At 64.3% G+C, this 17,489-nt stretch carries 22 protein-coding genes; 12 read left to right on the top strand and 10 right to left on the bottom strand.

The features are described from left to right. Window positions 1–205: 205 nt before the first annotated feature. On the top strand, window positions 206–772 hold the full coding sequence (locus IEX78_RS10520; protein ID WP_188828727.1) for a LysM peptidoglycan-binding domain-containing protein: 567 nt from the start codon (window positions 206–208) through the stop codon (window positions 770–772). 66 nt (window positions 773–838) lie between these two features. Here IEX78_RS10520 and rpsR read toward each other — a convergent pair whose 3' ends face one another. From rpsR to rpmB, 4 genes are read right to left on the bottom strand one after another with little or no spacing between them, the layout of a single operon-like run. Further along, window positions 839–1,096, bottom strand: a complete 258-nt coding sequence (gene rpsR, locus IEX78_RS10515) for a 30S ribosomal protein S18 (RefSeq protein WP_188828726.1) — start codon at window positions 1,094–1,096, stop codon at window positions 839–841. A 32-nt stretch (window positions 1,097–1,128) separates the two neighbouring features. After that, on the bottom strand, window positions 1,129–1,434 hold the full coding sequence (gene rpsN / locus IEX78_RS10510; protein WP_188828725.1) for a 30S ribosomal protein S14: 306 nt from the start codon (window positions 1,432–1,434) through the stop codon (window positions 1,129–1,131). Further along, window positions 1,434–1,604 (bottom strand): 50S ribosomal protein L33, encoded by a 171-nt coding sequence (gene rpmG, locus IEX78_RS10505; protein WP_188828724.1) that lies wholly within the window; start codon window positions 1,602–1,604, stop codon window positions 1,434–1,436. Before rpmG ends, rpsN begins: the two co-directional genes overlap by 1 nt. A gap of 9 nt (window positions 1,605–1,613) precedes the next feature. Then, on the bottom strand, window positions 1,614–1,850 hold the full coding sequence (rpmB, locus tag IEX78_RS10500; protein WP_188828723.1) for a 50S ribosomal protein L28: 237 nt from the start codon (window positions 1,848–1,850) through the stop codon (window positions 1,614–1,616). A 104-nt stretch (window positions 1,851–1,954) separates the two neighbouring features. Here rpmB and mrf point away from each other — a divergent pair, with 104 nt between their 5' ends. Next, on the top strand, window positions 1,955–3,250 hold the full coding sequence (gene mrf, locus IEX78_RS10495; protein ID WP_188828722.1) for a ribosome hibernation factor-recruiting GTPase MRF: 1,296 nt from the start codon (window positions 1,955–1,957) through the stop codon (window positions 3,248–3,250). A 4-nt stretch (window positions 3,251–3,254) separates the two neighbouring features. Next, on the top strand, window positions 3,255–3,428 hold the full coding sequence (gene rpmF, locus IEX78_RS10490; protein WP_188828721.1) for a 50S ribosomal protein L32: 174 nt from the start codon (window positions 3,255–3,257) through the stop codon (window positions 3,426–3,428). A 335-nt stretch (window positions 3,429–3,763) separates the two neighbouring features. On the opposite strand, the gene IEX78_RS10485 is transcribed toward rpmF, so the two are convergent. The 4 genes from IEX78_RS10485 to IEX78_RS10470 all read right to left on the bottom strand — a co-directional run bounded on the left by IEX78_RS10485 (window position 3,764) and on the right by IEX78_RS10470 (window position 7,910). After that, a complete protein-coding gene (locus IEX78_RS10485; protein WP_229683864.1) occupies window positions 3,764–4,354 on the bottom strand; it encodes a GTP-binding protein in 591 nt (196 codons plus the stop codon). Next, on the bottom strand, window positions 4,335–4,610 hold the full coding sequence (locus IEX78_RS10480) for a DUF742 domain-containing protein (protein WP_373291559.1): 276 nt from the start codon (window positions 4,608–4,610) through the stop codon (window positions 4,335–4,337). Before IEX78_RS10480 ends, IEX78_RS10485 begins: the two co-directional genes overlap by 20 nt. A 103-nt stretch (window positions 4,611–4,713) precedes the next feature. Further along, entirely contained in the window at window positions 4,714–5,118 is a 405-nt protein-coding gene (locus IEX78_RS10475) for a roadblock/LC7 domain-containing protein (RefSeq protein ID WP_188828719.1), read from the bottom strand. Beyond that, window positions 5,115–7,910: a sensor histidine kinase gene (locus IEX78_RS10470; RefSeq protein ID WP_188828718.1), complete on the bottom strand. Its 2,796-nt coding sequence runs from the start codon at window positions 7,908–7,910 to the stop codon at window positions 5,115–5,117. Before IEX78_RS10470 ends, IEX78_RS10475 begins: the two co-directional genes overlap by 4 nt. 203 nt (window positions 7,911–8,113) lie before the next feature. Here IEX78_RS10470 and IEX78_RS10465 point away from each other — a divergent pair, with 203 nt between their 5' ends. From IEX78_RS10465 to IEX78_RS10425, 9 genes are all read left to right on the top strand, one after another. Next, entirely contained in the window at window positions 8,114–8,800 is a 687-nt protein-coding gene (locus IEX78_RS10465) for a response regulator transcription factor (protein ID WP_188828717.1), read from the top strand. A gap of 9 nt (window positions 8,801–8,809) precedes the next feature. Continuing rightward, complete coding sequence (locus IEX78_RS10460) at window positions 8,810–10,261, top strand: HAMP domain-containing sensor histidine kinase (protein WP_188828716.1); 1,452 nt, start codon at window positions 8,810–8,812, stop codon at window positions 10,259–10,261. Window positions 10,262–10,330: 69 nt separating this feature from the next. Further along, on the top strand, window positions 10,331–11,866 hold the full coding sequence (locus IEX78_RS10455; RefSeq protein WP_229683863.1) for a S1C family serine protease: 1,536 nt from the start codon (window positions 10,331–10,333) through the stop codon (window positions 11,864–11,866). A 47-nt stretch (window positions 11,867–11,913) separates the two neighbouring features. Beyond that, window positions 11,914–12,408 (top strand): MogA/MoaB family molybdenum cofactor biosynthesis protein, encoded by a 495-nt coding sequence (locus IEX78_RS10450; protein WP_188828715.1) that lies wholly within the window; start codon window positions 11,914–11,916, stop codon window positions 12,406–12,408. Further along, complete coding sequence (locus IEX78_RS10445; protein WP_188828714.1) at window positions 12,401–12,589, top strand: hypothetical protein; 189 nt, start codon at window positions 12,401–12,403, stop codon at window positions 12,587–12,589. Before IEX78_RS10450 ends, IEX78_RS10445 begins: the two co-directional genes overlap by 8 nt. Window positions 12,590–13,113: 524 nt before the next feature. After that, window positions 13,114–13,794, top strand: a complete 681-nt coding sequence (locus IEX78_RS10440; protein WP_188828713.1) for an MspA family porin — start codon at window positions 13,114–13,116, stop codon at window positions 13,792–13,794. Window positions 13,795–13,859: 65 nt separating this feature from the next. Beyond that, window positions 13,860–14,519: an MspA family porin gene (locus IEX78_RS10435; RefSeq protein WP_188828712.1), complete on the top strand. Its 660-nt coding sequence runs from the start codon at window positions 13,860–13,862 to the stop codon at window positions 14,517–14,519. Between the two features lie 269 nt (window positions 14,520–14,788). Continuing rightward, window positions 14,789–15,457, top strand: a complete 669-nt coding sequence (locus IEX78_RS10430; RefSeq protein WP_188828711.1) for an MspA family porin — start codon at window positions 14,789–14,791, stop codon at window positions 15,455–15,457. A gap of 32 nt (window positions 15,458–15,489) precedes the next feature. Then, complete coding sequence (locus tag IEX78_RS10425) at window positions 15,490–16,167, top strand: MspA family porin (protein WP_188828710.1); 678 nt, start codon at window positions 15,490–15,492, stop codon at window positions 16,165–16,167. A 65-nt stretch (window positions 16,168–16,232) separates the two neighbouring features. On the opposite strand, the gene mscL is transcribed toward IEX78_RS10425, so the two are convergent. Together mscL and IEX78_RS10415 are read right to left on the bottom strand one after the other, a co-directional pair. Further along, on the bottom strand, window positions 16,233–16,622 hold the full coding sequence (mscL, locus tag IEX78_RS10420; RefSeq protein ID WP_188828709.1) for a large conductance mechanosensitive channel protein MscL: 390 nt from the start codon (window positions 16,620–16,622) through the stop codon (window positions 16,233–16,235). Between the two features lie 133 nt (window positions 16,623–16,755). Then, entirely contained in the window at window positions 16,756–17,427 is a 672-nt protein-coding gene (locus IEX78_RS10415) for an SAF domain-containing protein (protein WP_188828708.1), read from the bottom strand. Window positions 17,428–17,489 lie beyond the last annotated feature (62 nt).

Here is a 17,489-nt window from a genome sequence, read left to right as displayed (position 1 = left end):
TAAGCCAGCAAACATCTAGTAGCGACTCGGGTCCGTTGCCGACAAGGCAACGGGCCCTTGTTGTTTCGTCAACTTCGTTGCGCGTAGTGAACTTTTCGCTAACCCTGCGCCAAACTCTCCCATTTCCCTTGCGAGACGACTACATTCGCTGGAGCAACACAAGCTAGGTACAAGCTCTGCAACTGGATCTTCGAAAGGACGGATCGTGGGCGACACGCTGCGCGTAGGCGAAGAACTGGGACTGGGACAGTCCCTCACCGGTGGTGCGTACACCCTGGCCCTGCAGCCGGACGGCAACCTTGTGCTGACCGAGCCTGACGGCAACGTCGTGTGGGCCGCGCAAACTCATGGGCAGAACGTGCAGCGCGCGGCTCTGCAGATCGATGGCGATTTCGTCATCTACCGTGGCGACGGCACCCAGGCATGGTCCACCGACACCGCGGGCAAGAACGTGGAACGGCTCGTCGTGCAGCCCGACCGCAACGTCGTGCTTTACGGCACCGACGACTCGGTCGCGTGGGCCACAGCAACCAACACCGACAACCCGCTGCCCGCACCGGAGTTGGTTGCCGAGCAGGTCGCGGCACCGGTTGCTGAAGAGGTGCCCGCTGCTCCCGAGATCCGCACCTACGTTGTCGAAGATGGCGACACCCTGTGGGCCATCTCGGAGCGTTTCTACGGCGATGGCAGCCGTTACCAGGAGATCGCGTCGGCTTCGGGTATCGACAACCCGGATCTGATCAACGCCGGTCAGGTGCTCACCATCCCGTAAGGGCTCGCACAAAGCGAAAGGCGCTCCAAACCCATTGGGTTGGAGCGCCTTTCGTGCGTTATCGACCTACTTGGTCGTGGTGAACGGCAGCAACGCCATTTCGCGCGCGTTCTTCACCGCGACAGCAACCTGACGCTGCTGCTGCGGCGTGAGGCCCGTGACGCGACGGCTGCGGATCTTGCCGCGATCGGAGATGAACGTGCGAAGCAGGTTCACATCTTTGTAGTCGACGGTCTCGATGCCCGCGGCGATGAGCGGGTTCTTCTTGGGCTTGCGGCCCTGCTCAGCGCGGGACTTCTTGGACGGTGCTCGCTTCACTGCCATTGGGAATTCCTTCTCACGAGATCAGTGGATGACTACCAGCTCGATTTTCTGACCCCGGGCAGCTCGCCCCGGTGGGCCATCTCGCGTACACGCACTCGGGAGAGACCGAATTTGCGTAGATGACCACGAGGTCTTCCATCGGCGGCGTCCCGATTGCGCAATCGTACCGGACTCGCGTCGCGCGGTTGTTTGCGCAGTTCCGCTAGAGCTTCGGCGCGCACGGCTTCGTCGGTGCTCGGCTTGCGGATGAGTTCTTTGAGCACCGCCCGACGGGCCGCGTATCGCGCGACGACCTCGCGGCGCTGCTCATTGCGCGCGATCTTGGATTTCTTCGCCATTAGCGCTCCTCCCGAAACTCGACGTGACGACGTACGACGGGGTCGTACTTGCGCAAGGTCATGCGGTCGGGGTCGTTGCGGCGGTTCTTGCGGGTTACGTAGGTGTAGCCGGTGCCCGCGGTTGACCTGAGCTTGATGATCGGCCGGATCTCGGTCGACTTGGATGCCACGAGTGCTCCTTAAATCTTGTCGCCCCGGGCGCGAATCCGCGCGATGACGGCTTCGATTCCGTCCCGGTCGATGGTCTTGATGCCCTTGGCCGACAGCGTCAGCGTGACGCGTCGGCCTTCGCTTGGCAGGTAGTAGGTCTTGCGCTGAATGTTGGGGTTCCAGCGTCGGTTAGTGCGCCGATGCGAGTGCGAGACGGCCTTTCCGAAGCCGGGTTTGCGTCCGGTGACTTGGCAGTGCGCCGACATACGAACTCCTTACCGGTGATGACAACCAGTTTCGACAACGAGGTATTCCGCACTGTACCGTCACTCTGGCAGTAAATGAAAATCATTACCGAAAGGGGTTTGCGGTGCTAGCCAAGTCCGACCGAAAAACGCCCGTCGTGCTCCTGACCGGGTTCGCCGGCCGACCGATGACCGCGATGACGGCGCTCGCCGCCGCACTCGGCGCGCAGCCGGGGACCGTCGTCGTGCATCACGACCTCGCTGAACTGCGCGAAGGGGTGGTCCGGCGCACGGTGACCACCGCTGGCTCGACAACGACGACCATCCTTGAGTTGGCGCACGGCTGCGTGTCGTGCACCTTGCGTGCTGACCTGCTTCCGCTGCTGTGCAAGCTGGCGACGCGCGGCCACATCCGTCGCATCGTGTTGTTGCTTGATCCCGCGATCGAAGCCGAAGCGCTGTGCCACGCGATCGACACCGTCGAGGTTGACGGCGTTGCCGACCGCGTCGACGGGCCTGCGGGCCGCAACGTCGCGATTGAGGCGACCGTCGCGTTCCTTGACGGCACGACCTGGCTCGCTGACGCGACCGGCGACGAGGCGCTCGCCGATCGCGGTGTCGCCGTCGCTGACGACGAACGGACAGTCGCTCAAGTTGCCCTTGGGCAGGCTGAATTCGCCGATGCGCTGGTCGTGCTAGGTGCCGATGTCGACCCGCTTGACCACGCCCGAACCGACGCGGTGCTGTCGCGGTTGAACCCGAGCGTGCCGATCGCCTGGCGTGCTGACATGACCGACTTCGACGCTGTCGAGTTCGGTGTGCTCCTCGCCGGACTGCCCGCCGACGCGCGGCGCGGCCAACGCTTCGACGCGCACGCGCCGCTGCTGCGCGGTCAGCCGCCGTTGACCGTCGAACATGGCGTGAGCGTCTTCGAATTCGCCGCGCGCAGGCCGTTTCACCCCGAGCGACTCCACGACGCGCTCGACGTGCTGTTCGACGGTGTCGTCACCGCGCGCGGTCGCATGTGGCTGGCGACCCAGCCCGATCACGTGCTCTGGCTTGAGTCGGCGGGCGGCGGTCTGCGCGTTGGTCACGCCGGTCGCTGGCTCGCCGCGATGGACGAGGACGAGCGCGCCGACGTCGCCGACGAACGGGCCGCGATGGCCGCGCTGCGCTGGGACGACACCGCTGGCGACCGCGAGGTTTCGCTGGTGATCCTCGCCCACGATGCCGATCCCGCCGAGATCCGGCACGCGCTGCACTGGGCGCTCGTCGAAGACGACGAACTACGACTGGTCGAAACCGCGCCTGATGAGGTCGCGCGCTGGACCGATCCGTTCGGCGAATGGCACGAGGACCCCTGCGTTGACGACCCGACGACGGTGCAGGCCGTTGTTGATCCAGGAAAGAAAGAAGGCTGAAATCATGGCAGTTCCCAAGCGCCGCATGTCGCGGTCGAATACGCGCAGTCGGCGGTCACAGTGGAAAGCGACTGTGCCGCAGCTTGTTCCGGTGACCGTCGCTGGCACCGAATATCAGGTGCCGCGGCGCATCGTCGCGGCGGTTCGTCGTGGGCTCATTGACCCGAATCGCCTGTAGGCCGCCGGTAACTGACAGTCAGCGCCATCGTGGGCAAACGTCGTTTAGGGGACTTGTCGCGTGCCCGTTATGCCTGTTCAGGGCGATTGGGCGATGAGGTCAGCAATCGACCCGCTACCGATGTGACTTGAGTCACTTGGGGTTTCGGGGTGTAAATGCTTGCGATGGGATTGCTGACGTCCGGAAAGCGAACTGTCAGTTTGGTTTTCCCGACAAGAAAAATCCGTGACAACTAATGCGCGCCACGGAACGGGTATGTACTCTCGTGCACGAGGGCGGGTTCTCCTAACGGAGAACCCGCTCATCGCCACTTCAGGGGCCCTTTTCGCCGGGGATTATCCCGCGTGCTGCGGCTCAAGCTGAGCGATCGCGTACTCGGTCACCGCGGCGAGTGCCTGCCGCACCTCGACCGGGTTGCGCGCGTCGATATCGACGATCGGAATGCCCTCACGCACCGAAAGCGCTTCGCGCAGTTCGGCGATGGGGAAGCGCGGCGCGTCGGGGAAACGGTTCACCGCGATCAGGAACGGCAGCCCGCGCGCTTCAAAGAAGTCGACGGCGGCGAAGCTGTCTTCCAACCTGCGGGTATCGATGAGCACGACAGCGCCAATCGCCCCGCGAATCAGGTCGTCCCACATGAACCAGAACCGCTTCTGGCCCGGGGTGCCGAACAGGTAAAGCACCAGGTTGCCTGGCAAAACGATGCGACCGAAGTCCATCGCGACCGTGGTCGTCTCCTTCTCCGGCGTCTCGGCGAGATCGTCGATGCCGTCGGAGAAGTGGGTAACCATCGCCTCGGTGCGCAACGGAACGATTTCCGAAACCGCGCCAACGAACGTGGTTTTGCCCGCGCCGAATCCGCCGGCCACCACGATCTTCGTCGACGCGACCCGCTGATCGGTGCCGCTATATGCCACGGAGTCCACGCAAAGTCCTCTCCATCAGTGAACGGCGCTCGTCATAACTCGCTTGCTCGGTCAGCGTCGAGTGCACTCGTACAATTCCGCCGACCACCAGATCGCCGATCATCACCCGGACCATACCCAGTGGACGACCAAGGTATGCGGCGATTTCGGCGACCGATAGCCGGTGGGTACCGAGTCGGAGGATCTCAGTGCGTAAGTCGCCTGCGGGCCACTCCAAGTGTGCTGTGTAGGAAACGGTCTCGATCACCGCTTCCATGGGTAAAACAACCGCTGGTTCAGTGCGCCCAGAGGTCAGCGCGTACGGCCGAACGCGGGTGGTCGGCCGGTTCTCAGCTCCCTGCGGACTTGACATCTCACCTCTAGCTGGCGGTACGGGCGGTGGCCGTGACAGCCGAACCAACCCGATCGACGAGCAGCGCCATCTCGTAGCCGATGCGGCCGATGTCGTGGCTCTTGTTGGCCAAAACCGCCAGGTGCGAGCCGTTTCCGACGCTCATCACCAGCAGGTAGCCGCGCTGCATCTCAACGATCGACTGCATCACTTTGCCGCCGTCGAACAGGTGCGCGGCCCCCGCCGACAGACTGGCTAGGCCCGCGGTGACCGCGGCTAGCTGCTCGGCCCGATCTGACGGTAAGTGCGGGCTCGTTGCTTGTAAGAGGCCGTCGGCGGAGACGAGCACGGCATGCGAAACGCCGGGCACATCCCGGGTGAAGCGGGCGACCAGCCAGTTCAGATTCTCGTCCGTGGGGTGCGCGTTGCTCATTCGGGGCCTCCGTCGTTGTACTGGATCTCGGCACGACCGCTGCGGACGCCGCTGAGATGTCGGGTCAGGTTGTTGCGGATCTCCTCGGGATCGCGAGGGCCCGTGTCCTCGGCAGTGGTGAGCCCGCCTGGCACCAACTGCGCGCCCGGCTTGCGGATCGGCAATCCGCCGCTAGTGCGCGACGAGGTGGCAGGTGCGCCCGCGTTTGCCGCGGCTGACCAGCCATCGTCGCCTGGTGCACTCCAACTCTGAGCTTTACCGCCGTTTTCGCCCGAATTGTTACCGCCGGATTCGGGCTCGACCAGCCACTCCGAAACCATGCGCTGGTAAATCGGCGTTGGCGCGGGCGGTCCCGTTGGGGTTGGGTCGGTGCCGTTGGGCGTTTCGGCGGCCGACAGGCGCACAGGCGTTACCTTGCGCGGCATCGTCGCGACCGCGGCGACCGCGTGGAACGCCGCGTCTTGACGCTGCGGTTCGTCGTCGATGTCGGCCTGCGCGTCGGCATCGAGGTCGGCATCTGTGTCGTGCTCGGCCCACAGTCCGGACGGCTTCTCGTCGTCGACCGGTCCGGTGGCCTGCGACGGGATCGGTTGCGGGCTCGCGGCACCGCCAGGTCGACGCTGCGGCAGCCCCGACGTCGACTCGGGCACCGAAATGCCAAGGGGATTCGGCCCGGTCGCCGTTGACGGCAGCGAGCCGACCGGTGGGCTAAACGGTGCGGGCGTGACGGGGCTGAGTCCGGCGGCAGCAAGCGGAGCGACGGGTCCGACCAGCGCCGGGAACGGCACCGAATTCGCCTGCGACTGAACGGGATTCGGCCCAGTTACGTCGGGGGCGGGGACCTTGGGCAGCGCGAGCGGCGAAGGAACCAAGGGTATCGGGCCCGTATTGCCCGGTCCCACAATGGGATTCGGGCCGGTGATGTGCTGCTGCTGCGGCGGAATCGCGACGAGCGCGCCCGGCAGATGCACGGCGGCGGTGATGCCCGGCTGCGGAGTCGGACCCGACGTGCGGCGCAAACTGACCGTGATCGTATGGCGCTTCGCAAGGCGACCAACAACGAAAAGGCCCATGCGACGGGCGGTTTCGACCGTCACCTCGCCACCCGACGCGAGGCGATCGTTCGTTGTTTGCAGGTCTTCGGGCGACATACCAAGGCCACGGTCGGTGATCTCGATCAGGTAGCCACCGTCGACCGCGCGACCAACGATCACCGCGACCGACGTGCTCGGCGGTGAATAGCGCAGCGCGTTGTCGATCAATTCGGCGAGCAAATGCTCGATGTCGACGGCCGACTCACCGGCGACGACACCGTCAGGCACCGCGCCGATTTCAACCCGCTGGTAATCCTCAACCTGCGAAACCGCACTCCAAAGCATGTCCGAAAGCGGAACGGGCGGAAGGTGCCCGCGCCGCAGCGCCGTACCGGCGAGCACGAGCAGGTTGTCACCATTACGCCGCATGCGAGTGGCGAGGTGGTCGAGACGGAACAGCGTTTGCAATCGCGTCGGGTTGTCTTCGTCGTGTTCGAGTTCTTCGATGAGCGAAAGCTGTTGCTCGACAAGCGACTGGCTGCGGCGCGACAGCGTCTCGAACATGTTGCCGATTTGCAGGCGCAGTCGGGCCTGGTCGGCGGCCAGCGTCAGCGCCTGTTCGTGCATCTCGTCGACGGCGCGGGCGAGTTGGCCGATCTCGTCGGTCGAATGCACGCCGATCGGCGTGATTTCGGGTGCGGGCGCGCCGCTTCGCACGACGGCGAGTTCGTCGGGCAGCGTCACATGCGCGACCTCAAGCGCGTCGCGACGAAGTCGACGGACCGGAACAACGAGCGTGCGCGCGACGGCGAGGGCCAGCGTGAGGCCGCCGAGCAGCATCGCGAGCACAAGCGTGGTTTCGCGCAGCGCCGACGACTGGGCGGCCTGGGTATTCGCGGCGAGGGTTTTGTCGATGTTGTCCAGCAGCGACGACAGCGTTGTCGAGTAGGTATCGGCGCTGACCTGCAACGTGTTCAGGACCGCCGCGTTACGCGTTGGGTCGCCGGTGTTTTGGCTGAACACGCTAATCCGGGTCTGCACCGCGTCGAGCAGCGCGGCCATCGTGCCCGCGTTGCTCGGCATCACCATCGCGTAGGTTTTGATCATGTTGGCTTCGGAGCCAAGCTCAACGAGCATCTTGGACCGCACGCTTGAGGCGTTGGTCGCGGCTTCCGGCGCGACAACCAGCATGCGTTCGCGGGTCAGGACCCTGCGCGCCTGGTGAACCGCCGTGAGCTGCAAGAAGTATCGCTGCACTTCGAAGTTGTCGACCTGCGGCGTTTTCGACAGTGCGCTGCCGATTCGGTCGCTGATCTCATCGGTCTGTTCGCTCACCATCGCTGGCGAACCGCTGCGGACCGTGTTGCGCAGCGTATTGCCGGTCACCGTCGCCGCGGTCAGGTCGGCGGCGACGGCACGGTCGAGGCGTGCGGTGCGCAGTGCGTTTTGCACCTCGGTGAGTGCCGTGTCGTAGGTGGTCAGGGCCGCGTCGGTCTTCGGGTCGGCGATCGCACCCCAGTTAGCGGTAGCCGCGACGGCGAGTTGTTCGGTGGCGGTGGCGAATTTGACCACGGGTCGGATGACGTCGGCCTGCTCGGTGGCAGCACCGAGATGAGTCATTGTCTGCAATTCGTTGTTGATGCGCAGCACCGCGAACGCAGTCGCAAGCATCACCGGCAGCACGAGAACCACACCGACTTTGCGCGTGACCGACCAGTTGGACAGGCTGAATTGCCAGGAGCGCGATGCAGGTTCCATCCGCGTGCGTTGCCTCTGCTTCCACGTGTGACCCCGGCCCGCGCGGGGAGGTCGCGGAGCGATGCGAGCGCAGAACCAACGAAAGGTCTTGTTTTACCGCTCGAAAGATACCGTGCTCGCTTGGCATCGGCAATTGGCACCAGCACAGTCTTTCCCGCGCACCCTCTCAGTACGTTCTCAGTCGGTCACGGCAAACTGTGCGCATGCGCATTCTGGTAGTCGACGACGACCGCGCCGTGCGGGAATCCCTGCGCCGGTCGCTGAGCTTCAACGGCTACACCATCGACCTGGCTGTTGATGGTGTCGACGCGTTGGAAAAAGTGGCAGCTGCCCGGCCTGACGCGTTAGTGCTCGACGTGATGATGCCGCGCCTCGACGGCCTTGAAGTGTGCCGTCGCCTGCGCAGCACCGGCGATGATCTGCCCATTCTCGTTTTGACCGCGCGTGATTCGGTTTCCGAACGAGTCGCCGGTTTGGACGCCGGTGCCGACGATTATTTGCCAAAACCCTTCGCTTTGGAAGAATTGTTGGCGCGTTTGCGCGCGCTGTTACGTCGCCGCACTCCCGACCTTGGCGAAGGGTCCGAAGCGATGGCTTTCGCGGATTTGTCACTTGACCCAGTCACGCGTGAGGTTTCTCGTGGCGATCGACAAATCAGCCTCACTCGCACCGAATTTTCGTTGCTTGAGATGTTGATGGCCAATCCGCGTCGCGTGCTGTCGCGTGGACGCATTCTCGAAGAGGTCTGGGGATACGATTTCCCCACGTCAGGCAACGCGCTTGAGGTCTATATCGGCTATCTACGCCGCAAAACCGAAGCCGACGGCGAAGACCGACTCATTCACACCGTGCGCGGCGTCGGCTATGTGCTGCGCGAAACGCCGCCCTAGCGGGGAGAAATGGCTACTAAACATTCCGGCGTCGCCGACTTACGCATTTCTCCCGACAGCACGCAGCTGCGGCCGCCGATGCCGTTGACGCGGTCGGTTTCGCTGCGGTGGCGCGTCACGCTGCTTGCCGCGTCGGTGGTGCTCATCGCGGTCGCTGTCACCTCGATCGCGGCATACGCGATGGTCGCGCGTGCCCTTTACGCCGACGTCGACGCGCAGCTAGAAGCGCGTGCCGCGACGATGATCAACAACAATTTCGAGACCCTTGGTTTTCAGTCGATTGTGTTGGCCGGGCTTTTCTCCAACGATGTTGGCGTCGCGTTGATTTTCGCCGACCACAAGCCGTATATGCCGCCGCAGCAAACTATTCCGCCGGTGGGTAGCCAGGAACTCGCCGTCGCCGATGGCAAGAACAGTTCGTCGTTGCGCACGGTTGGCGATCAACGAGTGCTCGCCGCGCGAACGAATTCGGGTGCCACACTGATCATTTCGCAAAAACTCACTCGCACGCGCGAAGTGCTCGACCGACTCGCGTGGTTGCTCTTCGTTGTTGGCGCGTGTGGCGTTGTGCTTGCCGCTGCCGCCGGTACCGCGGTTGGTCGAACGGGCCTGCGGCCGATCGCGCGGCTCACCGCCGCTGCCGAGCGGGTCGCGCGCACCGACGACCTCACGCCCATCCCGGTCACCGGCGACGACGAACTCGCGCGACTCACCGAAAGTTTCAACACCATGCTGCGCGCCCTTGCTGAGTCGCGTGACCGGCAACGTCGCCTTGTCGCCGACGCCGGTCACGAGCTGCGCACACCGCTCACGTCGTTGCGCACCAACATGGAACTGCTCATCGCATCGGGTCGCCCGGGCGCGCCGCAACTGCCCGACGAGGACATGGCCGAACTGCGCGCCGACGTTGTCGCCCAAATCGAAGAACTGTCGACGCTGGTCGGCGACCTGGTCGACCTCGCGCGGGAAGACGCGCCCGAAACGGTATACGACCGGATCGACCTCGGCGACGTCGCCGAACGCGCGCTTGAGCGCGTCCGTAGGCGCCGCAGCAACGTCGATTTCGTCGCCGAGCTACAGCCGTGGTTTGTCTACGGCCACGAGGCTGGCCTCGAACGCGCGGTGCTCAACGTGTTGGACAACGCGGCCAAGTGGAGTCCGCCCGACGCCGAAGTGCGCATCACGATGCGGCCGACGGGCGAAGGACTGCTCGAACTGGTCGTCACCGACGCGGGCCCGGGCATTCCGGCAGCTGAGCGCGAGCTGGTATTCGAACGGTTCTACCGGACCACCGCGTCGCGGTCGATGCCCGGTTCTGGGCTGGGTTTGGCCATCGTCAAACAGGTCGTTACCAAGCACGGTGGCACGATTGTTGTCGATACCTCCGACCGTGGCGGCGCGTTGGTGCGCATCGTGCTCCCCGGTGAGCCACCATCAGCACCGGAAGTCACGGCTAACTGACGGGGCGATCTCAGCGCTCTCTCAGTAGTCACGGTGAAGCTGGTCAGCGAGCGTGAGGAGAGAGTCAACATGACCGACGATCAGCAGCGGCCCACCGATTCGGGAGCCGCGCCGCAGGGTGTTCCGGGTACTCCGCAGCAGGGCGGTTCGGGTGCCGCGCCGCAGGGCAACCCCGCACCGGGCAACCCCGCACCGGGCCATCCGGCACAGGCCCATCCGGCGCAGAGCGGTTCGGCGCACGGAGTTTCGGTGCAGGGCGGCGCGGCTACGCAGGGCGTTCCGCAGCAAGGCGGTTTCGGGCACGGAGTTGCCCCGGCTCAGGGCGGCTTCGGTCAGGCCGGCGGGCACCCGGGCGCGGTTGGGGAGCATTCGGGCGGATACGGACCCCAAGGTGGGTTCGCTGGGCCGCACGGGCAGCCGCATCCTGACACCGCGCAGTTCCCCGTTCAGGGGCACGGTCCGCAGTACGCGGCGATGCCGCTCGGTGCCGCTCCCCAACGCAAACCGGTTCGCCTTGGCCTTGTCGCTGGCGCGGTCGCGTTAGCGCTCGTTTCCGGTGGGATCGGTGGCGTTGTCGGCGCGCTCGCGGTCGACCACGACGGCGCCGCGGTCACCAACTCGCTCGACGCACCCAAGCCCGAGGTCAACAACGCCGTCAACGCGCCGCCAGGGTCCACGCAGGCCGTCGCCAAGCAGGTATTGCCGAGCGTCGTGATGATCAAGGTCGCCGGGTCGCGGGCATCGGGAGAGGGGTCGGGCGTTGTGCTCTCGACCGACGGGCTAATCCTCACCAACAACCACGTAGCGTCCGGCGCGGGTAACGGCGCGAAGATGGAAGTTGTCTTCGCCGACGGCACAACCGCGCCCGCGACGATGGTGGGCGCCGACCCGGTTTCCGACCTTGCCGTGATCAAGGTCAGCGGCAAGTCGGGGCTCACGCCGATCGAACTCGGCACGTCGACCGGGCTCGCTGTCGGTCAGCCGGTGATCGCGATCGGTTCGCCACTGGGACTCGCGGGCACCGTCACCACCGGCATTGTTTCCGCGCTCAACCGGCCCGTTTCGACCAGCGGCGAAGGCACGCCAAGCCAGGTCAACCCGGTCATCGACGCGATCCAGACCGACGCGGCAATCAACCCTGGCAACTCCGGCGGCGCGCTCGTCGACACCCAGGGCAAGCTCATCGGAATCAACACGGCCATCGCGAGTCTCGGCGGTGAAGCCGCGGGCGGCGCGCAAAGTGGTTCCATCGGACTCGGTTTCGCGATCCCCGTCGACCAGGCGCGTCGCGTCGCCGACGAACTCATCAAGACCGGGCATGCGACCTACGCCCAAATCGGCGTGAAACTGCGCCCACAAGACACTGCGGCGCGGGTGCTCGAATCCACCCCCGACGGCCCAGCCGCGAAGGCGGGCATTCCCGCTGGCGCGGTGATCACTCGAATCGACGACCGGCCAATCGACTCCGGCGACGCGCTCATCGCCGCCGTCCGCTCGCATCAACCAGGAGACAAGGTGAAGGTGACCTACACCGACGAACAGGGCAACAACCCCAAGACCGTCGAGGTAACGCTCACGGCCGCACCAGCGGACGGTGGCCGGTGATGCGCTCTGACATCGCTACATCCTGCGTAGGCGCTACGGTGATGAGCATGGATATCGATGCTCCCGTGGCAGGGCGTGCGCTCGTTGTTGTCGTAGATGACCGCACCGCGCATGGCGGTGTGGACTCGTTCGGTCCCCTTGTCACCGAATTGCTCAGTGAGGCGGGCTTTCTCGTCGACGCGTCGGTCACGGTGCAGGCCGAAGAGGTCGAAATTCGCAACGCGCTCAACACCGCGGTCATCGGTGGCGTCGACTTGGTGATCTCGGTTGGCGGCACCGGAATGTCGCCGCGCGATGTCACGCCCGAGGCCACCGAGCAGGTACTCGACCGCGGGCTGCCGGGCATCACCGAGGCGTTGCGCGCGTCGGGTCGGGTCGCCGGGTCGCTCGACGCTGGCCTGTCGCGTGGGGTCGCTGGTATCTCGGGCAGCACGCTCGTAGTGAACCTGCCTGGCTCGCGTTCGGCGATTCGCGACGGGATGGCCACGCTGGGTCCGCTCGCGAGTCGGGTGATTGGCGAACTTTCGGGTCTCGATGAGTGAGAGCGAAGACTCGGTTGAGCCGTACGCCGCTGCCGCGCGGCGTGCGGCTGAGGCCGCTCGACTCGCTCGCATCTTCGGCGACGTCCTGCCCGAGACCACATCGGATGAACGTGGCCGAGAGTCGGGAATCGCAGATAACGACGAATGGTTACGGTCCCAGATACCTCCCCATCACGGGTGAACGACACCTAAACTACGTAGCAGCTACGTAATTACTCGCGAGTAATGCCGCAATTCAGCTGTTGCGAATCAATGACAATTTCTTCGAGGACCACGTTTCGGCGTGGTCCTTTGTCGTATAAACGCCCGTTTCGGGCAATCGTCCATCTGCGGTCCAGTCCCGTTGACGAAACCATGCGCGGATGCATCTATGCACGTCAAAGCATGTAGGCATGTGTCAGCGTGTGCCAGGCGTCACCGTGAAATTTACGAACTCCTTTCTTGCTGTAATGGCTTTGAAGCGTTTAATGTTCGCCATCGAGTCAGTAAAGAAATTGGTCCCTACTAGTTCCCGTACCTGTGTGTTGATTCATCCGGCGAAGCCATGACTCAAGCCCGCCACCCCCACTTTCGGACGTATCGCCGAAATAACAGTTGGTTACGCAACGGCAACAAAGGGGCGACACACTGAAGCGGGCCTGTGAGGGCCCAAACGTCCGATCTCGAGAGTCGAGACCGGCAAGTTAGAAACTGATGAGGGGAAGTATGAGCGAGAACCGCACCACCGGTGTGCGCCGCAGCGTGGCCCGCGCGGGCGTCGGCGCTGCCGCTGCCGCAGTGGCATTCGGCCTGCTGTCGACCGGTGCCGCAAACGCCGACACCTTCGTGCCGTTGCCGGATGGCCAGAAGGCCAGCCCGGCGGGCGTGACCATCACCCGCACTGGCGAACACGCCCTGATCTCGCCGTCGCTGGCGGCCAATGGCGCCGGTCGCGTCGTCTGGGTCTCGGGTACCGCCATCGCCGAAGTTACCGAAACCCCGGAAGGCGAAGCTGGTCCGTGGAACGGCCCGACCGGCCGCCCGGGCTCGAACAACTCGTCGACGCACGGCACTTCGCAGCTCAACACCGGCTACATCGTCGGCTGCCAGGTCAGCATTGCTGACGACGCGGTCAGCGCGGGTGTTTCCGGCGGCCTCAGCACCAGCGGCGTGTCCGCTGGCGGTTCGATCGGCGTTGGCCTCGGCCCCGGTGAAGTGAAGTTCGTGCAGATCAGCTCGAAGGACATCACCAAGGCTGGCACCTACGCGATCGATTACCAGGACGCGGAGATCGAGATCCAGGGCTGCGCCGGTTACGCGCAGGCCCGCGCCTACACCGTCGTCGAGATCATCGGCGACAACTACTCGAAGACCACCCTCTACGGTGCGCCGTTCAGCATCGGCTGACCTTCTTCGATCCGGCACGAATCTTCTTCTCGCTGCGGCGAACTCAATCCTTGAGGGACATTCCTATGATCAACCGTAAGTTCATGGCGAAGGTGGCAGGCGTCAGCGCTGCCGCCACCGTGGCCGTCGGCCTGTTCTCGACGGGCGCGGCCAACGCCGATACCTTCGTTCCCCTGCCGGGCGGTGACATCACCAAGGTGCTGTCCGACGGCACGGTCGTCAACATCAAGCTGGTCGGCGAGTCGGCCAACATCAACCCCTCGCTCGGCTCGACCCCGGTGCACCGCAACGCGTGGGTGTCCGGTAGCGCGCAGGTCAGCGTTTCCGACGGCGGCTCGGGCAGGATCTACCCGGGTTACACCGTCGGTTGCCAGGTGAACATCGCTGGCGGCGACATGGGTGGCGAAGTCACCGGCGAGAGCGACTGGGAAGGCAACGCGACGGTCGGTGTCGGCACCGGTGGCAACCTGTCGCTTGGCCCCGGCCAGTCGAAGTCGTTCTACATTCTCGACATTGAGAAGGCTGACGACTACGGCTCGGAGTCGCACGGCAAGTCGAACAAGTTCAAGAACGGCTCGGGTTCGGTTACCTGGGCCGACTCGACCATCGGCCTCACCGGCTGCGGCGGTTACGCGCAGGCGCGTGCCTTCGTGAGCGTCGAGGTTGAGACCGACAACGTGATCAGCTGGGTCACCCTGTGGGGCCAGCCGTTCAGCCTCGGCTGATCGTTCACACCTAGCAGTACCCCGAAACGGACCGGTCGCAAATGTGACCGGTCCGTTTTGTGTCGCGTTGCCCACCTTCGCTTGGGGCGCTGGACAATAACCTCGCGGCTCACTATCTTTATGGCGATTTCTCGCTCCACCTCCCGGCAGGCTGTTCTTGCCTGATGCCAGTCATGCGTTGTGTCACGACGCATTTCGACTGGGGCCGGCTGCGTCGCACACTATCGACCCCGACAGTCGGGGTCGCTTTGCGTACCTCGAGGGGAACAATGAGCACCAACCGCACCAACCAAGCGCGTTATGGCGCCTACTGCGTGGGTGTCGCGGTGTCCGTGACGCTCGGCTTGCTTTCCGCCGGTGCCGCCAACGCCGACACCTATGTTCCATTGCCTGACGGCCACAAGGCCGGACCAGGCGTTACCGTGTCTCGCACTGGCGAACACGCCCTGATTTCTCCTTCACTCGCCGCCAATGGTGCCGGCCGCGTTGTCTGGGTTACGGGCAACGCCCGCGCCGACGTACAGGTCACGCCTGAAGGCGAGGTTGGCCCAAACAACGGTCCACTCAACCGTCCCGGTTCCAACAATTCATCGACTCATGGTGCCTCCCAATTGAATACGGGCTACATCGTTGGTTGTCAGGTGAGCATCGGTGACGACGCGGTGAGCGCGGGCCTCGGTGCGGGCATCTCGACCGCTGGCGTTGCCGCGAACGGTTCGATCGGCCTCAACCTCGGCCCCGGCGAAGTAGCTTTTGTGCAGATCGACGCGAAAGACATTCTCAAACCAGGTGTTTACTCAGTTGAGTACCAGGACGCCGAAATTCAGATCCAAGGCTGTGCGGGCTACGCGCAAGCGCGCGCGTACACCGTCGTTGAGATCATCGGCGACCACTACTCAAAGACCACGCTGTACGGGATGCCGTTCAGCATCGGCTGAGCGCGAAACTCACCCTTGAGGGGTCAACTTTCATGACGATTCAGCGAAAACTCTGGCGTTCCTGCGGTATTGGCGCGGCATCGACTCTTGCATTCGGGCTCTTCTCCGTTGGCGCGGCCAATGCCGACACGTTCGTTCCGCTCCCCGGTGGCGACATCACCAAGGTGCTTTCCGATGGCACTGTCGTCAATATCAAGCTCGTTGGGGAATCCGCCGATATCAATCCCTCCATGGGTGCTACGCCCGCGCACCGTAATGCGTGGGTTTCCGGTTCGGCGCAGGTCACCGTTTCTGGCGACGGTGGGGGAAAGATCTTCCCCGGCTACACCGTTGGGTGTCAGGTGAACATCGCTGGTGGGGGCGTGACCGGTGGTGCCGAGGGTGCGCAGGCACCCCCGAATGCGGACGGCACGCCCGGTGCGTCCGAAGCCGGGGCCGACGTCGGAGGCGAACTGTCCCTTGGTCCGGGGCAAGCTCGCTCGTTCTACATTCTCGATCTCGAAATGCCCGACGACTATGGCAACGAATCGCACAAGACCCGCAACGCTTTCAAGGGCGGTTCGGGTTCGGTGACCTGGGCCGACGAAACAATCGGCCTGTCGGGCTGTGGTGGTTACGCGCAGGCGCGCTCGTTCGTGAGTGTGGAAGTGGAAACCGACAACGTGATCAGCTGGGTGACCCTGTGGGGACAGCCATTTAGCCTCGGCTAGCTGATTGCTGGAGAGGTGGCCGGGTATCTGCGGACCCGGCCACTGCCATGTCAGCGAATCGCGCGCTACACCTTGGGATTACCGTTCCGTTCGGCAAGGAGGTCGCGAATTTCGGTGAGGAGTTCGGCTTCGGTGACTGTTTCGTCGATACCGAGCCGCTTGCGCGCGGCCTTGGCTGGCAGCACCAAGATGAAGTACAAGATCGCGGCAATCAGAATGAAATTGATCGTCGCGGTGATGATGGGACCGACTTCGATGAAGGTCGCTGGCTTATCCGCGACCAGTTGAAAGCCGAGTCCCGCGGTATTGGTTCCGCCGAAGACGGCGAGCAACGGGTTGATGATGCCATCGCTGAACGCGGTGACAATCGCGACGAAGGCGGTACCGATAACGACGGCGACCGCGAGGTCGACAACGTCACCGCGCAAGATGAAGTCTTTGAATCCTTTGAGCATCTCCGGTATCTCCTTCGGACCTAGCGCGCGGCCGTAGCTGCGCGCGGTATGCGAATGAATCACTTCGGTTGTGCTGGATCGGCTCTGATGCTAACGACGCGGCTGGCAAATGTCTCGCACTCGCAGTGCGGCATCAATGGAGAACAACGGTCAGCGCGGTTCGCAGTGACGCGCCAGCGACTTCGGTCGCGGGACCGCCGCCTAGCGCGAGCAGCACAACACGCTCCGGACCAGCCCGTTTATCGACGCCGCCAGAAACGAGCACGACCGCCGCATCCGTCGCAAGGGTGCGCGCCGGCTTACTCGAATTCGGACCACCTGTTTCTTCAACGCCAATGACATCAACACGGTCGCCCGCTCGCAACACTTCGGCGACCGCTGAATCAGCAAGGCGGATCGGCACAATGCGCGCGGCTTCGGTGCCTGACGCGACGGCGGCGAGACGCGGCCCAACGATGCGGAGGTCGGTGAAGGTCTCGCCCGCGCGCATCGCGCCGGTGAGTGTCGCGCCAACTAGCGGAGTGCTGTCGGCAATGAATCCCTCAGGGAGAGAACGGGATTCGAGTTGCACGAGCTTGAGGTCGGCGTCGGAAAGGGTGCGCCCAGGCGTGAGATCACGTGCCGCGACAACCACTTCCCTGCGCGACGCTGTCGGGTCGCCGCGCACGAAAAGCGCAACAGCGAGGACGGCAAGGAGCGCGGCGGCGACGCGGCGGATCAGCAGCGCGTCGGCCCATGCCGGGCGGTTATCGAGTCGGAAGCGCAACGCGCTGGGGCGGCCAAGGTCGGGGATTCGGCGAGTCATGTGGCGAGCGTATGCACACGCATCGACAGCAATGTCCGAATTATCCCGAAATAAAATTGCCC

Source organism: Nocardia camponoti (assembly GCF_014646135.1).
Lineage (GTDB): Bacteria > Actinomycetota > Actinomycetes > Mycobacteriales > Mycobacteriaceae > Nocardia > Nocardia camponoti.
Note: the sequence above shows the minus strand (reverse complement) of the source record. Positions and strands in the feature narration are given on the sequence as shown.

Bases quoted from the DNA above. Each gene is read 5' to 3' on its own strand.
- rpsR (WP_188828726.1), bottom strand. From the start codon at position 1,096: ATGGCAGTGAAGCGAGCACCGTCCAAGAAGTCCCGCGCTGAGCAGGGC.
- rpsN (WP_188828725.1), bottom strand. From the start codon at position 1,434: ATGGCGAAGAAATCCAAGATCGCGCGCAATGAGCAGCGCCGCGAGGTC.
- rpmB (WP_188828723.1), bottom strand. From the start codon at position 1,850: ATGTCGGCGCACTGCCAAGTCACCGGACGCAAACCCGGCTTCGGAAAG.
- rpmF (WP_188828721.1), top strand. From the start codon at position 3,255: ATGGCAGTTCCCAAGCGCCGCATGTCGCGGTCGAATACGCGCAGTCGG.
- IEX78_RS10480 (WP_373291559.1), bottom strand. From the start codon at position 4,610: ATGGAAGCGGTGATCGAGACCGTTTCCTACACAGCACACTTGGAGTGG.
- IEX78_RS10475 (WP_188828719.1), bottom strand. From the start codon at position 5,118: ATGAGCAACGCGCACCCCACGGACGAGAATCTGAACTGGCTGGTCGCC.
- IEX78_RS10470 (WP_188828718.1), bottom strand. From the start codon at position 7,910: ATGGAACCTGCATCGCGCTCCTGGCAATTCAGCCTGTCCAACTGGTCG.
- IEX78_RS10465 (WP_188828717.1), top strand. From the start codon at position 8,114: ATGCGCATTCTGGTAGTCGACGACGACCGCGCCGTGCGGGAATCCCTG.
- IEX78_RS10460 (WP_188828716.1), top strand. From the start codon at position 8,810: ATGGCTACTAAACATTCCGGCGTCGCCGACTTACGCATTTCTCCCGAC.
- IEX78_RS10455 (WP_229683863.1), top strand. From the start codon at position 10,331: ATGACCGACGATCAGCAGCGGCCCACCGATTCGGGAGCCGCGCCGCAG.
- IEX78_RS10450 (WP_188828715.1), top strand. From the start codon at position 11,914: ATGGATATCGATGCTCCCGTGGCAGGGCGTGCGCTCGTTGTTGTCGTA.
- IEX78_RS10445 (WP_188828714.1), top strand. From the start codon at position 12,401: ATGAGTGAGAGCGAAGACTCGGTTGAGCCGTACGCCGCTGCCGCGCGG.
- IEX78_RS10440 (WP_188828713.1), top strand. From the start codon at position 13,114: ATGAGCGAGAACCGCACCACCGGTGTGCGCCGCAGCGTGGCCCGCGCG.
- IEX78_RS10435 (WP_188828712.1), top strand. From the start codon at position 13,860: ATGATCAACCGTAAGTTCATGGCGAAGGTGGCAGGCGTCAGCGCTGCC.
- IEX78_RS10430 (WP_188828711.1), top strand. From the start codon at position 14,789: ATGAGCACCAACCGCACCAACCAAGCGCGTTATGGCGCCTACTGCGTG.
- IEX78_RS10425 (WP_188828710.1), top strand. From the start codon at position 15,490: ATGACGATTCAGCGAAAACTCTGGCGTTCCTGCGGTATTGGCGCGGCA.
- mscL (WP_188828709.1), bottom strand. From the start codon at position 16,622: ATGCTCAAAGGATTCAAAGACTTCATCTTGCGCGGTGACGTTGTCGAC.
- IEX78_RS10415 (WP_188828708.1), bottom strand. From the start codon at position 17,427: ATGACTCGCCGAATCCCCGACCTTGGCCGCCCCAGCGCGTTGCGCTTC.